Consider the following 14780-nt stretch of genomic DNA (forward strand, 5'->3'; position numbering starts at 1 on the left):
CTCAGGCCGCCATGCGTTCCAGAACGATGGTGGCGATGAGGCCGATCAGCCCCCAGAAGATCGCGAAGCCGGCGGCGTATTGCGCCATGTCGCGCTTCAGCCCGTTTCGCGATTTGGCCAGCCATGCGCCCCAGCCGGCCCCGCCCAGTAGTCCTGCAACAATCAGCATCAGCTTCCCCGATCTGTGGTCTCTTCGGGCGCTCTGACGGGGGGCGGCAGGGCGGCGATTTCCGCCAGCCGGGCCCGGACCCGTGCGTCCGAGCCGATGCCATATCTTGCCCAGCCGAGACTGTCGAGACGCACGGTTTCCGCCTCGGAGGCGCGCCCCAGAAGATCGAGCGCCTCGGCCTTCATCATCAGGAGCGTCGCCAGCAGCGCCGCGTTTTCCGAGCGTTGCACCGCGGGCAGCGCGTTATTGGCCAGACGCAGGGCAGTGTTGGCCTGCCCGTTGATCAGGGCGAAGGCGACGATCTGCATGGTGACATGGGCCTGCTGGACCTCGGTGCCCTCGGCCGCGCCGTAAAGCCCGCCCGCCTGCAGGAAGGAGGCCAGCGACAATTCGGGATCCGAGCCGAGCGCGAGGCGGCCCAGCACGTAATAGCTGAAGGCGCTGCGCACATCGGGGAACTGCGCATCGCGGGCGATGCGGACGGCCTCGACGGCGGTTTCCTCGCGCTTGCGGGGCGAGGTTCCGGGGCCCAGAGCGGCCTCGACCGCGTTGATCCAGTCGCGCCGGGGCACGCTGGGCTGTGCCCGCCCCGCCGGGCGCCCGGCAGGGTTCAGCCGGGACAGGATCGATGGCAGTTTCTCGGCCACCTGCGCCGGCAGCATGCCTGAGCGCAGCTCGGGCGCGTAGGTGACCCGCAGCATGAGCATGTCGAAGCTGGTCAGGACCGGGTGGAAATTGTCATCGTTGAAGACCGAGTTTTCGAGCCGGTAGAGATCGTTGAGCGGGCCGAGCGCCTGAGCGATTTCCTCATGCAGGCAATCGCGGACCTCTTGCGGGCTCACATCATTGGGCACGAAGACCGAGGCGCGGGTGCGGGTCTGCAACCGGGTCCAGTCCACGACCGCCGAGCGCCGGTTGCGCAGAAACTCCGACCAGCCCGCCACATTGGGCACCACGAAGCAGGCCGCCTGGGGCACGTAGCGCTGGATCTCACGGCGTGGCAGGGCCTCGACCACGATCTGGGCCGGTTCGTTCTGACCGGCCCGGGCGATATCGAGCCCCGCCTCGCGCCGGAGCCGGTCGAGCAGCCGGGCAAGATCCGGGCCGAGTGTCAGCGGCGCGTTGCCGATCACCGCCACGCGCACGGGGCCCTCGAACCGGGTGAAGCGCGTCAGGGCGCGCCCGCTCTCCATCTGGAAGCTGAGCTCCACGAAATCCGCTGCGAGCTGCCCGTTGGAGCGGCCCACGGGCGCGGGTTCGTAGGTGCCGAAGGTCTTCATCGGCGGGAGCTCGTCGCTGGGCTGCAGGCGGCTGGGTGGCGCGGTTTGCGGCGCGGGCGGCCCCGAGGCACAGCCCGCCAGCAATACCAGCGGCACGAGCCAGGCCAGCCACCTCACGCGGTCACCCGGGCGTATTTGATGAAATCCGTGACCTCGGCCACCTGATCATAGAGCGCGCGCGCCGTGGCATTCCCCGATTGCGTCGTCCAGTAGACCGAGGCCGCCCCGTCGCGGTCGGCGGCCGCGTAGACGGCTTCGATCAGGGCGCGGGCCACCCCCTGCCCCCGCGCCTCGGGCACGGTGTAGAGGTCCTGCAGGTAGCAGACCGGGGCGATATGCCAGCCATGGCGGTGATAGATGTAATGCACGAGGCCCAGCACCTGCCCGTCCCGTTCGGCCAGCAGCCCGTGGTAATCGGTGACCTCGGGATCGCAGAGCCTCGCAAAGCTTGTCGCGTAGATCTCGTCGCCCAGCTCGGTCTCGTAGAAAGCCAGATAGGCGCGCCAGAGCGCACGCCAGGGCGTCTGGTCGTCGGGGCCGATCGGGCGGAGGGTGAGGGGCGCGGTCATGGCCGCAGAATGCGAGTTGCATGGCAGAGGCGCAAGCCTGCATCCGGGCCGGAAAGGCGAAGCGTTGCCACAGGGCAGTGCCGCCTAGCGCCGCCCGGAGCGGGCCAGAAAGGCGAGCCGCTCAAAGAGCGCCACATCCTGCTCGTTCTTCAGCAGCGCGCCGTGGAGTTTCGGCAGGGCATTGGCCCCGTCGCGCTTGAGATCCTCCGCCGTCAGATCCTCGGCCAGCAGCAGCTTGAGCCAGTCCAGCACCTCGGAGGTGGAGGGTTTCTTCTTGAGCCCCGGGGTCTCGCGGATCTCGTAGAACTGGGTCAGCGCCGTGCCGAGCAGCGCGCCCTTGAGGCCGGGATGATGGACCTCGACGATCTTGCGCAGGGTCTCTTCCTCGGGGAACGAGATGTAGTGGAAGAAACAGCGGCGCAGGAACGCATCCGGTAGCTCTTTCTCGTTGTTCGAGGTGATGATCACAATCGGGCGAGTTCGGGCGCGGATCGTCTCGCCGGTCTCGTAGACGAAGAACTCCATCCGGTCGAGTTCCTGGAGCAGGTCGTTCGGGAACTCGATATCGGCCTTGTCGATCTCGTCGATCAGCAACACGACCTTGCCCTCGGCCTCGAAGGCCTGCCAGAGCTTGCCCTTCTTGATGTAATTGGCGACGTCATGGACGCGTTCATCACCGAGCTGGCTGTCGCGCAGACGGCTCACCGCGTCATATTCATAAAGGCCCTGCTGCGCCCGGGTGGTGGATTTGATCGACCATTCGATCATCGGCAGCCCGAGGGCGGCGGCCACCTGACGGGCCAGTTCGGTCTTGCCCGTGCCGGGCTCTCCCTTCACCAGAAGCGGGCGTTCCAGCGTCACGGCGGCGTTGACCGCGACCTTCAGATCATCGGTGGCGACATAGTCCTCGGTGCCGTCAAAGCGCATGGGGGCTCCTGGAAAAAGGGATCTCTTGCGACGTTACACCAGCTTCGATTTCGCCCGGCAACCCCCTATATTCGCGTGACAACGTGTGGGAATCTGAGTATGACGCAGACAGGGAGGGCAACGGATGTCAGGTGAACCAGACGCTGAACTATCCGGCCTGTATGAGGGAGCAAACATGCGCGCTGAGACGTTTTTGCCAGACGATTACCGTCCTGCTGAGGACGAACCGTTTATGAACGACAAGCAGACCGAGTATTTCCGCCGCAAACTGCTGGCGTGGAAGACCGAACTGCTCGAAGAAAGCCAGAACACCATTTCCGAATTGCAGGGCGCGGCCCGGAATATTCCTGATGTGGCGGACCGGGCCTCGGAAGAGACCGATCGCGCGCTGGAACTTCGGACCCGCGACCGTCAGCGCAAGCTGATCACCAAGATCGACGCGGCGCTGCGCCGGATCGACGAGGGTGAGTATGGCTATTGCGAAGCGACCGGGGAACCGATCTCGCTCAAGCGGCTGGACGCCCGTCCGATCGCGACCCTGAGCCTTGAGGCGCAGGAACGTCACGAGCGCCGCGAGAAGGTCCACCGCGACGACTGAACCCGCCCATCGCGCCGGGCAAGCCCCGGACGCGATGCAGAGCGGCCACACCTATGACAGCACCGGGGGGCAACCTCCGGTGTTTTTCGTTTCCAGCTTTGAAACAGAATATTTTGCGGCTACTCCCCACATATGGTGTTGGTCGGACGAGAGATAACTGTCCTTGGGGCCGGGATCGGGGGGTTGTGCGCCGCGATCTGCCTTGCCGCGCGTGGCGCGCGGGTCACCGTTCTCGAACAGGCTGACGAGATCCGCGAAGTTGGCGCCGGGATCCAGATCAGCCCCAACGGCCTCTGCGTTCTGAACGCGCTGGGACTGGGCGCGCGCCTGTCGGAGATGAGCATGCGCTCGGAGGCGGTGGTGCTGCGCGACTTTGCCGATGGGCGAGAGGTGCTGCGGATGCCCCTGCCCGAGACGCCGGGTTTTCGCCTGACCCATCGCGCGGATCTGATCGCCCTGCTGGCCGAGGCCGCGCGGGAACTTGAGGTTCAGATCGAGCTGGGCTGCAAGGTTGACGGGGTGACCCTGTCGCCGGGCATCGCGCCCACGCTCAAGCTTGCAGGCGGGCAGACCCGCAGCGCCGAGATCCTCGTGGGTGCCGATGGTCTGCACTCGCAGGTGCGCAAGGCCGTGGACAAGCCCGCCAAGCCCTTCTTCACCGGCCAGGTCGCCTGGCGGATGATCCTGCCTCAGACCCATGCGCCGGACCCGGAGGCCTCGGTCTTCATGGGGCCCGGCCGCCATGTGGTGAGCTATCCGCTCCGCGAGGGCACCGTCCGCAACATCGTCGCCGTGGAAGAGCGTGATCGCTGGACCGCCGAGGGCTGGACCCAGCCCGATGATCCCATGCGCGTGGCCCGGGCCTTTGCCAGTTTCGCGCCGCAGGTCCGCAACTGGATGAAGGCCGCGCAGGAGGTCCATGTCTGGGGCCTCTTCCGGCACGAGGTCGCCCAGAGCTGGCATCGCGACGGGGCGGTGATCCTCGGGGATGCGGCGCATCCCACCCTGCCCTTCCTGGCCCAGGGCGCGAATATGGCGCTGGAGGATGCCTGGGTGCTGACCGACAGCCTTGCGCGCGAAGACAGCCCCGAGGCGGGATTTGCACTCTACGAGGCGCGGCGCGCGGCGCGGGTCACCAAGACCGTGCAGGCCGCCAACACCAATGCGCGCGCCTATCATCTGCAACAGGGGCCGGTGCGCAGCATGGCCCATGCGGGGCTTTCCCTGCTGAACCGATTTGCGCCGCAGCTGCCGCTGCACAAGTTCGACTGGCTCTATAACGAGGATGTCACCCGGGGCTAGGCGGGCGGCGGCTCAGGCGGCCAGATCCACGATCACCGGTACATGGTCCGACGGCTTCTCGCCCCCGCGCACGGCGGCATCAATCCGGCAATCGCGCATCAGGTCCGCGCAATCGGGCGTCATCAGCACATGGTCGATCCGGATCCCGTCATTGCGCTGCCAGGCACCCGCCTGATAATCCCAGAAGGAATAATGCCCGGCCCCCTGATGGCGGGCGCGGAACGCCTCGGTGAAGCCGAGATTGAGGATCCGCCGGAAGGCGGCGCGCGAGGCGGGCAAGGCCAGCGCATCCTTGTGCCAGGCCTCGGGCCGGGCGGCATCCTCATCCTGCGGGATGATGTTGTAATCCCCGGCCATGAGCGCGGGCTCCTCCGCCGCCATCAGGTCCCGCGCGCGGGCCTCGAGCCGGGCCATCCAGGCGAGCTTGTAGTCGTATTTCGGCCCCGGCGCCGGGTTGCCATTGGGCAGATAGAGCCCGCAGACCCGCACGGGCACCTCGCCCATGACCGTCGCCTCGATCCAGCGAGCCTGTTCGTCGTCGTCATCCCCGGGCAGGCCGCGGGTCACATCCTCCAGCGGCAGCTTGGACAGGATGGCGACGCCGTTGAAGCTCTTCTGACCATGGGTCTCGACGATATAGCCCATATCCTCGAAGAGCTCGCGCGGGAAATTCGCGTCGATCGACTTGATCTCCTGCAGGACGACCACGTCGGGCGCGGCCTCGCGGAGCCATTCCGGAAAGGCGTTGATCCGGGCCTTGATGCCATTGATGTTGAAGGTCGCAACCTGCATGTCCCTGCCCTCTCGGTTTTGCCCGATAGAGCCCGAGGGGACCGGGAAAGTCCAGAGCCGCCGCGCCCGTGGCGGCGGTCCGTTTCGCGCCTTGCGCGCGCCCTCACCCCGCCCCACGGCAGGGGCAAGGCGGGTCCGCCGCATGCTGTCAGGCATGCGGCCCTGTCCCCGGCTAGAGCTCGACGATGCGGACCTTGCTGCCCTTGGTCGTCAGGGCGATCTCGCCATCGCAGAGACGCAGCGCATCGCGCCCGAAAACCTGCGCCCGCCAGCCCTTGAGCGCGGGCCCGTCGAGCTGCCCTGCGGCCATGCTGTCGAGCTCAGCCGTGGTGGCGATCATCCGCGAGGCGACCCCCGCATCCTCGGATTTCGCCTTGAGCAGCACCCGCAAAAGATCCGCCAGCGCGGAATTCACCTGCATCTTGTCGCGGCTCCGGTCGACCTTGGGATAGGTCGCGGGATCCGCGTTCTGGCCGGCCTCGATCGCGGCGAGGATGCCATCGGCAATCTCGCCCCGGCGCGCCTCGCGCAGCAGAAGCCGCGAGCGGCTCAGGTCCTGCATGCTCTTGGGCCGGGTCGAGGCCAGCTCGAGCAGGGCGTCATCCTTGAAAACCCGGCTGCGCGGCACGTTGCGGGTCTGGGCATAGGTCTCGCGGAATTCCGCAAGCTCCCGCACCGTGGCGAGGAACTTGCCGGAATTGGTCCGTGTCTTGATCCGCCGCCAGGCATTAGCGGGCTCGACCACATAGGTTTCGGGCTGCAGCAGGACCTGCAACTCCTCCTCGACCCAGGGGCGGCGATTGTTCTGGTCGATCTGCGCCGACAGATGCTCGTAGATCACCCGCAAATGGGTGACATCCGCCAGGGCATAGGTCTTTTGCGCCTTGGACAGGGGCCGGTGGGACCAGTCCGTGAAGCGCGAGGTCTTGTCGAGGCTCTCGCGCGCGATCTTGCGCACGAGGGTCTCGTAGCCGACCTGTTCGCCAAAGCCGCAGACCATGGCTGCGACCTGCGTATCAAAGAGCGGAATGGGAAAGACCCCATGTTCCACGTAGAAAATCTCGAGATCCTGCCGCGCCGCATGGAACACCTTGACCACGCCGGGATCGCGGAAGAGGTCGAGCATCGGCTCCAGGGACATGCCCTCGGCCAGCGGATCGACCAGCACCGCGCTCTCGGGCCCCTCGCCCGGATAGGCGAGCTGCACAAGGCAGAGCTTGGCATAATAGGTGCGTTCTCGGAGAAACTCCGTATCTACGGTGACATAGGGATGTTCGGCGGCACGGGCGCAGAACTCGGAAAGTGCGTCCGTATCAGTCAGTATGTCCATCTGGGCCTTACAGTTTATTTCTTTTTTGGCCTCGCCGACTTGATCCTACGCGGTTTTGACCAGTTGGAAAAGAGCGGCTTTGTGCCCCAGACCGAGACGTCGCGTCACGGGGGTGGATCAGGTCAGATCGAGGCGGCTCCGGTCGCCTTCGGCAAAGCGGCGCAGGACCGCCGGATAGAGCCGGTGTTCAAGGGTCAGCACCCGGTTCGCAAGGGTCTCGGGCGTGTCGTCGGGCGCGATGTCCAGCCGGGCCTGGCCGAGGATCGGGCCATCGTCGAGCTCGGGCGTGACTTCGTGGACCGTGCAGCCATGGGCAGCATCCCCGGCCTCGAGCGCGCGGGCATGGGTGTTCAGCCCCTTGTATTTCGGCAGGAGCGACGGATGGATATTGAGCATCCGCCCCTGCCAGCGGGTCACGAAGCCCGGGGTCAGCACCCGCATGAAGCCCGCCAGACAGAGGATATCCGGGGCCGCAGCCGACAGAGGCTCGGACAGCGCGGCCTCGAACCCGGCACGGTCGCCTTTGAAAGGGCGGTGATCCACGGCGGCGGTCGGAATGCCCAGTGCGGCGGCGCGTTTGAGCCCGCCTGCCTCCGGATCATTACTGGCCACCAGCACCGGGCGGGCGGGATGATCCTCGACCATGCTCTCCACCAGTCGCAGCATGTTCGAGCCGCCGCCGGAAATCAGAATGGCGACCCGTTGTGTCACAGAAGGGTTCCGGAATAGGTGACGGCGCCTGCCGCGTCGGCCTGCACCTTGCCGATCACATGGACGGTTTCGCCCGCCGCGCGCAGGGCTTCGGTCAGCGCCTCGGCGCGATCCGCCGCCACCACGAGCGCCATGCCGATCCCGGCATTGAAGGTCTTGAGCAGCTCGGCCTCGTCCAACCCGCCCTCGGCGGCCAGCCAGGCGAACACCGGCGGCAGGTCCCAGGCATCCAGATCGATGGCAATCCCCAGCCCCTCGGGCAGCACCCGGGGCAGGTTCTCGGTCAGGCCCCCACCGGTGATATGGGCCAGCGCATGGACGCCGCCCGCCGCAACCGCCGCGAGGGCCGGTTTGACATAGAGCCGTGTGGGCGTCAGCAGGGCCGCGCCCAGGCTGGTTTCGGCAAAGGGTGCCGGATCGGCCCAGCCCAGCCCCGAGCGCTCGACCACCCGGCGCACCAGCGAATAGCCGTTGGAATGCACCCCGTCCGAGGCCAGCCCCAGCACCACATCCCCCGCGGTCACACCGGCGGGCAGGTCCGCGCCCCTCTCCATCGCGCCGACGGCAAAGCCCGCCAGATCGAAATCGCCCGCATCATACATGCCCGGCATCTCGGCGGTCTCGCCCCCGATCAGCGCACAGCCCGAACCCGAGCAGCCCGCAGCGATGCCTTCGATGATCGTGGCAGCCGCCTCGACCTCCAGCTTGCCGGTGGCGAAATAGTCGAGAAAGAAGAGCGGCTCGGCCCCCTGACAGACGAGATCATTGACGCACATGGCCACCAGATCGATCCCGATCGTGTCGAAATGGCCCGTGTCGATGGCGATGCGCAGCTTGGTGCCCACCCCATCCGTGGCCGCCACCAGCACCGGGTCGGAATAGCCCGCGCCCTTGAGGTCAAAGAGCGCGCCGAACCCGCCCAGACCGCTCATCACGCCGGGCCGGGCCGTGGCCTTGGCCGCAGGTTTGATCCGGTCGACCAGCGCATTGCCAGCATCGATGTCGACCCCGGCCTCGGCATAGGTCAGACCCGTTTTGGGGGTATCATTCATGGCAGGATTCCGGCAGCAGCTAACGTTGGCGCCGACCTAACAAGACCGTACCGGCCTGTCCATGGCCTGTCCCTGGTCCGGCCTTACATGGCATCCTTTGCCGCAAGCTCTTCCTGGCGGCGCTGCTCGGCCTTCACGCCAAAGCCAAAGGAAAACCGCGCGACCACTACGCCAAACAGATACACGACACCCAGGATGATGGCCCCGCCCCCAAGCCCGAAGAAAGACAAATCTGAGACCATCTCGTCCTCGATCCCAAACACCAGTGCGACCGCAAAAACGAGCAAGAAGCCAACCACGATATTGATCAGCGACATGATCCAGGACAGCTTCCACATCGTGCCTGAGCTCGGCGCCACCTTGGTCCGGCGCGTGTAGATGGCACCAGTATACCATGCCGGGACGAAATGCGTGACGCTACTGACGCCGACCCCAATGTCGACATCGAGAAAAAAGAGTAACCCGCTCGACAGAACAAGCACAAAAACCATGCAGATCAGCGTGTAGAGCGCATGGCGCAGGAGGAGGGCGGATATGGACATGAAAACGCGGTTCCCTGCGCGGTGCGGCTTCGTTTCGGGGTCCATTGCGGGCGATCCTGCCATCGGGCTTGACGCGAGGCTGCACTCTGGTAGCCATCGGGTGCGGCGGGCCTGTAGCTCAATTGGTTAGAGCAGAGCGCTCATAACGCTTTGGTTGCGGGTTCAAGTCCTGCCGGGCCTACCATCCTCTTTCCGTCGCACAGATCTGAAGCCCAGACCGGTGGGGACAGGTCTTTGGCGCGCTCACCCGGCGCGAGGGGCTTGCACAGCCCGGGCTTCGCCCAAGAATTCAGCGCCATGCCTGCGGTCGAGACGCTCGGACGGATCCGTTCCCGCCTTGCGCGAATGCCCTGCCCCCTGCTCCCCCGGAACTGGCGGTCCCGCGGGGTTTCACGTCGGATTTACTGGAAACTGCGACATTCTGCCCCATCCTTCTTAGGTGAGGAGACAAGGAGTGGAAGATGACATTTCTCAAAACACTGGGCTTTGCCGTGTATAACCTCTCGCGCATGGGCTACTACCACGCGGGGGCGGAGATGTGTGGCGGCAGCGAACGGCGCGCCAAGGCCGATGCCTATCGCAACCTGAGCAACATGACCGGCGGCGTGGTCCGCATGCAGGTGTTGGAGGCGATCTCTCGGGGTCAGCGCTTCACCGTGCAATCGCAAGATCAGCTTTAAGTCCGCCCAGCGTCTCGGAAATCCCGAGGCGCAAGGATCCGCCATGGCTCCGGGCGATATCGGAGGCGATGGCGAGCCCCAGCCCCACGCCGCTGCCGGCATTCTGGTTGCGCGCCGCATCGAGGCGCGCAAACGGCTTGAGCGCGGTGTCCCGCAGGTCCTCGGGAATGCCCGGCCCGTCATCCTCGACCGTGAACCGCACGGCTGAGCGGAAGACCTCGACCGTGACCTGCGCCCGGTTGCCATAGCGCAGGCCATTGCCCACCAGATTGTCCAACGCCCGCTCGATCGCCATGGCCCGCAGGGGCACGAGGCACTCTGCCTCCGGATCCACCCCCTTGAGGACCAGCGCCACATCCCCCCCGGTGCGGCGGTGCTGATCCACCACCGCCTCGGCCAGCCCGAACGGATCCACCAGCTCGGGATCCTCCAGCGCATCGGCCCGGGCGAAATCGAGGAAGGTGTTCAGCAGCCGCGACATGTCCTGCACATCGCGTTCCAGCGCGTCAACCTCTGGCGAGGGCGGCAGCATGGACAGCTCCAGCTGCATCCGCGTCAGGGGCGTGCGCAGGTCATGGCTCACCCCCGAGAGCATCATCGTGCGCTGCTCCATCTGGCGTTCGATCCGGGTGCGCATGTCGAGAAAGGACTGGCCCGCCGCCCGCACCTCCAGCGCGCCGCTGGGCTTGTAGGGCGTGGTGCGCCCCTTGCCGAAAGCCTCCGCCGCCTGGGAGAGCCGCGCGATGGGCCGCAACTGGTTGCGCAGGAAGATATAGGCGACCAGCGTCATAAGCCCGCCCACAAAGATCATCAGCACCAGCAGCTGATGCGGGTTGGAGGCCGACACCCGGCGCCGCTCCAGCTGCAGCAGGACGGGGCCCTTCTGGGTCGCGAGCGAAAAGGCCAGCTGCCGGTCGTCACTGGCCAGATCGATCAGCCCGATCCCGGTCAGCTCCTTGCGCAGGGTGTCGATCACGGTCAGCCCAGAGATGTCGTAGAACACCCGCCTGTTGCGCACGGCCTCAGGCGCATCGAGCGCGCTGAGCCGGATCCGCAGACCGGTCGCCAGCCGCGCGGCCTCGGCTAGCCCCTGCTCGGCCACCGTGTCCTGCAGCAGCTTCGCCTCGGTGATCACCGTCATGGTCATCTGGCGGGTCACATCCTCGAAATGCCGCTGCAGAAAGGTGATCGACACCACAAGCTGAATGGTGACAATCGGCACGATCAGGATCAGCGCAGCCCGCGCATAGAGCCGACGAGGGAGAGAGTTCTTGAGAAAGCGGAACATGGCGCGCAGCCTAGACCGGGGATGCGCCGGGCGGAAGGGAGACTGCACCTGATGGCCCTGCCCCCCCGCCCCGCCCGCGTCGCCACGCTGGCCCCGGCCGTGCGCCGGGTGCTGGCCGAGAACCCCTCGCCCATGACCTATTGGGGCACCAACAGCTATGTGGTGGGCTCCGGCGAGGTGGCGGTGATCGATCCCGGCCCCGCCGATCCGGACCAGATCGCGGCAATCCTCGGCGCGTTGTCGCCCGGCGAGACGGTCAGCCATATCTTTGTCACCCATGCCCATCTCGATCACAGCCCCGGCGCGGCTTTGCTGGCGGCGGCGACCGGCGCGCCAGTGCTGGCTTATGGCGACGCGCAGGCCGGGCGTTCGCCCCAGATGACGGCGCTGGCCGCGCGCGGCGGGCTGGCGGGGGGCGAAGGGGTGGACGCGGGGTTCACGCCCGACCGGACCCTGGCGGATGGCGAGATCACCGCCCATGGCGATTGGCAGCTCGAGGCGCTCTGGACGCCGGGGCATTTCGGCAACCATCTCGCCTTTGCCCTGCCCGCGGGGCGCGGTCTGTTCTGCGGCGATCTGGTCATGGGCTGGGCCAGTTCGCTGGTCTCGCCGCCGGACGGGGATCTGGCCGCTTTCATGGCATCGCTCGCCCGGCTCGCAACGCGGGAGGATCAGGTCTTTTATCCCGGCCATGGGGAGGTGATTGCCGCGCCCGCGCGCCGTCTCGCCGAGCTCAGGGCCCATCGCGAGATGCGCGGGCGCCAGATCGCCGACGCATTGCGCAGCGAGCCCGGTTCCGCCGCGGAGCTCGCCGAGAGGATCTATGTCGAGACACCTGCCGCCCTGCTGCCTGCCGCGGCGCGGAACGTCCTCGCCCATCTCATTGAAATGGCGTCAAAAAACGAAGCCACCTTCGATGCCGAGCTGCGCGCGGACAGTGTTTTCTCGGCCCCGCAAGAATAGTTGCGCTTTTTTCGCTCGGGCCTCTGGACAGCCATTCCCGGAGTTGCTAAATCCCGCGCCAGTTCCGGCGTAGCTCAGCGGTAGAGCAGTTGACTGTTAATCAATTGGTCGTAGGTTCGATCCCTACCGCCGGAGCCAAAATCTCTAAACGAGGTTCGTGAGTTACAAGGGCGTCAGAGCATCTGGCGCCTGTTTTGTTTTGCCGCCCGTCCAGTGCTGGGCCTGCGCGGACCGCGGCGGTTGGGTCTTGCAGATCCGGGCGGCGTATCTTCTCAGCCCGCATTTTCGAACAGCCCCAAAACCCAAACCAACCCGCACGTCAAGGCGCGCCTAGGGGCCGTCCGGTTCTGGTCCCGGAGGGGTTGGGTCAGGTCCCGCTACAGCGCGTGCCGAGTCCAACCGGGTGACCGGGTCGCAGGAGTCTCCCCCGTCCTCAGCGGCTGAGGGCCCCCAGCGCGCCGGGGCATCGCACACCGCAGCAACCGGGGCTCTGGTCACACGCACCGGCATCCGACATTCCCCGCCTCCGTCAGCACTGTCCGATCCGATCGGCGCTGATCCCGGTTTGCCGCTGTCGCAGGGCGCGATGGGGGTGAATATGTCCGTCCCGACCGATCCGGACGCATCTTTCCGACCTTGTTGGCATGGGGTGCTGGACGGGCCCCGAGGCCCGCCATGTTACCGATGTCTACAAGGATCCAGATATGTCCATTTTCGACCCAAGCGCCCTCAAAGAGGCGCCTTCGCGTGCAGTGCAGGACTTCGCGCAGACCAGTCCCGCCCCGGCCGTGCTGATCGAGATCGCCCGTGGCGGGCTCTCCCTCCATGAGGTTGCCGGAAGCGTGACGCGGGATGGCGCCCAGACCGCCAGCATCAGCAATCAGTTCGAGATCGGATCCCAGACCAAGATGATGACCTCGGTCATCATCCAGCAGCTGGTGGGTGAGGGTCTGATCGCGTTCGACACGCCGCTCGCCGCGCAGATGGATCTGACCGGCCTGGAAGGTATCCCGAACATCGAAGAGGTGACCGTGCGGGAGCTTTTGGCCAACCGCTCAGGCATTCCCGATTTCGACACGGTGCCCGGCGAGACCGGCCTGCCCGCCTTCATCGAGATGCTGATGGCAAACCCGGATCAGCCCCTTGGCCCGGACGGGCTGCTCACGCTGGCGTCCGGGCAACCGGCCAATTTCGCGCCGGGAGAGGCCTATGCCTATTCGAACACCAATTTCCTGCTGCTGCAGAAGCTGGCTGAGCAGGTCTCCGGGGCCAGCTTCGGCGAGTTGCTGTCCGAGCGCATCTTCTCGGTCACCGGGATGGAGGACAGCGCCCTGAGATCCGAGATCGGGTCCGACAACCTGCTGCATTCCTACGCGTCGCTGGTCCCGGGACAGGAGATCGATGTGACCGAGGCGCCGCTGGATCTGGGCGCGGCGGGCGGCGTGGTGTCGACCACCGCGGACATGATCCGTTTCTTCGAGGCGCTGCTGGTCTCCGGCACCCTGCTCTCGCCCGAGCAGATGGAAGAGATGCTGGATTTCCGCGCGCCGGACGGCACGCCCGGCAAGGAAGGGGAAAGCCTCGGCCTGTCCTCCGGAACGATCTTCGGGCAGCAGTTCATCGGGTTTCAGGGCGGGACGCTGGGCACCTATACGGCGACCTTTCTGCATGTCGAAAGCGGGACGATCTTCTCGGTAGCGACGACCCATTCCAATGGCGAGCCTATCGAACTGCTGGTCGAAGCCTTCACCGCGATCTTCGATGACGCGTCCTGGGCCAGTTTCGACCCGACGGATGATAGCTTCGACATCGCCGGAACGGCGGCGGAGATCACCCTGTCCGAGGACAGAAATGCCGAGGGCAACCCGGAGACCGTACTGACCCTGGACGGGGTCAGCCTGACCTTCGAAGGGGGGATCGGAGAGCTTGACCCGGGGCGGTTCAGTTTCTCCGATGGCTCCACCCTTTGGATCGGGAGCGATGGCATCGACCGGGTCGACATTCTGCGGGACGCGCCGGAGGCCGCCGAGGCCGACAACCAGCTAATCGGTCTGGACGGCAATGACCACCTGCGCGGAGGCCATGGCAATGACTGGATCGAAGGCGGCGCAGGGCGCGATCACCTCTGGGGACGGGACGGCGATGACGTGCTCGATGGCGGGGCCGGGGATGACACCCTGCGGGGGGATCACGGGGATGACCGCCTGACGGGCGGCGAGGGCCGCGACCGGCTGAGTGGTGGCGCAGGCGATGACGTCCTGTCCGGTGGCGATGGCAATGACCTGCTGCGCGGGGGCGCGGGCGACGACGTGCTGGAGGGCGGCGCCGGGCGCAACACCTTGTGGGGCGGCAGCGGCGCCGACACCTTCGTGTTTCCGATCAGCGCCGGACAGGATCGCATTTTCGGCTTTGACGCCGCAGAGGACCTGCTGGATTTCTCGCAGACCGGCTTGCAGTTCGACGATCTGGCGATCGATACGCGCGGCGCCATCACCACGATTAGCTATGGCGAAGGGGAGATCATCCTGTTCGGCACCTCCTGCGAGACGTTAACCGAAGACTGTTTCCTCTTCTGAG

General features: G+C 66.2%; 15 protein-coding genes and 2 tRNA genes. 7 read left to right on the forward strand and 10 right to left on the reverse strand.

The window, feature by feature from the left end:
* Position 1 precedes the first annotated feature (1 nt).
* From ACP150_RS00195 to ACP150_RS00210, 4 genes are all read right to left on the reverse strand, one after another.
* The gene (locus ACP150_RS00195; RefSeq protein WP_424964508.1) at positions 2–169 is read right to left on the reverse strand and encodes a hypothetical protein; all 168 of its coding nucleotides are present in this window, start codon (positions 167–169) and stop codon (positions 2–4) included.
* On the reverse strand, positions 169–1566 hold the full coding sequence (locus ACP150_RS00200; RefSeq protein WP_424964509.1) for a DUF2927 domain-containing protein: 1398 nt from the start codon (positions 1564–1566) through the stop codon (positions 169–171). The genes ACP150_RS00195 and ACP150_RS00200 overlap by 1 nt, the downstream gene beginning before the upstream one ends.
* Positions 1563–2018: an N-acetyltransferase family protein gene (locus ACP150_RS00205; protein ID WP_424964510.1), complete on the reverse strand. Its 456-nt coding sequence runs from the start codon at positions 2016–2018 to the stop codon at positions 1563–1565. The genes ACP150_RS00200 and ACP150_RS00205 overlap by 4 nt, the downstream gene beginning before the upstream one ends.
* Positions 2019–2102: 84 nt before the next feature.
* Positions 2103–2945: an AAA family ATPase gene (locus ACP150_RS00210; RefSeq protein WP_424964511.1), complete on the reverse strand. Its 843-nt coding sequence runs from the start codon at positions 2943–2945 to the stop codon at positions 2103–2105.
* 175 nt (positions 2946–3120) lie between these two features.
* On the opposite strand from ACP150_RS00210, the gene dksA reads away from it, so the two are divergent.
* Positions 3121–3543 carry an RNA polymerase-binding protein DksA gene (gene dksA / locus ACP150_RS00215; RefSeq protein WP_424964512.1) on the forward strand — a complete coding sequence of 141 codons (423 nt, stop codon included), beginning with the start codon at positions 3121–3123 and terminating at the stop codon, positions 3541–3543.
* Between the two features lie 132 nt (positions 3544–3675).
* On the forward strand, positions 3676–4845 hold the full coding sequence (locus ACP150_RS00220; protein ID WP_424964513.1) for an FAD-dependent monooxygenase: 1170 nt from the start codon (positions 3676–3678) through the stop codon (positions 4843–4845).
* A gap of 12 nt (positions 4846–4857) precedes the next feature.
* Here the strand turns inward: ACP150_RS00220 and xth are convergent, their stop codons facing one another.
* From xth to ACP150_RS00245, 5 genes are all read right to left on the reverse strand, one after another.
* Positions 4858–5637 (reverse strand): exodeoxyribonuclease III, encoded by a 780-nt coding sequence (xth, locus tag ACP150_RS00225; RefSeq protein ID WP_424964514.1) that lies wholly within the window; start codon positions 5635–5637, stop codon positions 4858–4860.
* A gap of 172 nt (positions 5638–5809) precedes the next feature.
* Positions 5810–6967 carry a ribonuclease D gene (rnd, locus tag ACP150_RS00230; protein WP_424964516.1) on the reverse strand — a complete coding sequence of 386 codons (1158 nt, stop codon included), beginning with the start codon at positions 6965–6967 and terminating at the stop codon, positions 5810–5812.
* 117 nt (positions 6968–7084) lie between these two features.
* Entirely contained in the window at positions 7085–7678 is a 594-nt protein-coding gene (gene purN, locus ACP150_RS00235; RefSeq protein ID WP_424964517.1) for a phosphoribosylglycinamide formyltransferase, read from the reverse strand.
* Entirely contained in the window at positions 7675–8730 is a 1056-nt protein-coding gene (purM, locus tag ACP150_RS00240; protein ID WP_424964518.1) for a phosphoribosylformylglycinamidine cyclo-ligase, read from the reverse strand. The genes purN and purM overlap by 4 nt, the downstream gene beginning before the upstream one ends.
* A gap of 83 nt (positions 8731–8813) precedes the next feature.
* A complete protein-coding gene (locus tag ACP150_RS00245; protein ID WP_424964519.1) occupies positions 8814–9317 on the reverse strand; it encodes an ABZJ_00895 family protein in 504 nt (167 codons plus the stop codon).
* A 62-nt stretch (positions 9318–9379) separates the two neighbouring features.
* Between ACP150_RS00245 and ACP150_RS00250 the strand changes: the two genes are divergently transcribed.
* Together ACP150_RS00250 and ACP150_RS00255 are read left to right on the forward strand one after the other, a co-directional pair.
* A tRNA-Ile gene (locus ACP150_RS00250) sits at positions 9380–9456 on the forward strand.
* A gap of 277 nt (positions 9457–9733) precedes the next feature.
* Entirely contained in the window at positions 9734–9952 is a 219-nt protein-coding gene (locus ACP150_RS00255) for a hypothetical protein (RefSeq protein WP_424964520.1), read from the forward strand.
* Here the strand turns inward: ACP150_RS00255 and ACP150_RS00260 are convergent.
* A complete protein-coding gene (locus ACP150_RS00260; RefSeq protein WP_424964521.1) occupies positions 9924–11240 on the reverse strand; it encodes an ATP-binding protein in 1317 nt (438 codons plus the stop codon). The genes ACP150_RS00255 and ACP150_RS00260 overlap by 29 nt on opposite strands.
* Positions 11241–11291: 51 nt before the next feature.
* On the opposite strand from ACP150_RS00260, the gene ACP150_RS00265 reads away from it, so the two are divergent.
* The 3 genes from ACP150_RS00265 (at position 11292) to ACP150_RS00275 (ending at position 14779) form a co-directional block, all read left to right on the forward strand.
* On the forward strand, positions 11292–12203 hold the full coding sequence (locus tag ACP150_RS00265) for an MBL fold metallo-hydrolase (protein ID WP_424964522.1): 912 nt from the start codon (positions 11292–11294) through the stop codon (positions 12201–12203).
* A gap of 63 nt (positions 12204–12266) precedes the next feature.
* Positions 12267–12341 (forward strand) — tRNA-Asn (locus ACP150_RS00270).
* 566 nt (positions 12342–12907) lie between these two features.
* On the forward strand, positions 12908–14779 hold the full coding sequence (locus tag ACP150_RS00275) for a serine hydrolase (protein ID WP_424964524.1): 1872 nt from the start codon (positions 12908–12910) through the stop codon (positions 14777–14779).
* The last annotated feature ends 1 nt before the right edge of the window (position 14780 follow it).

The sequence above is a fragment of the Dinoroseobacter sp. S375 genome (assembly GCF_049800775.1).
GTDB lineage: Bacteria > Pseudomonadota > Alphaproteobacteria > Rhodobacterales > Rhodobacteraceae > Dinoroseobacter.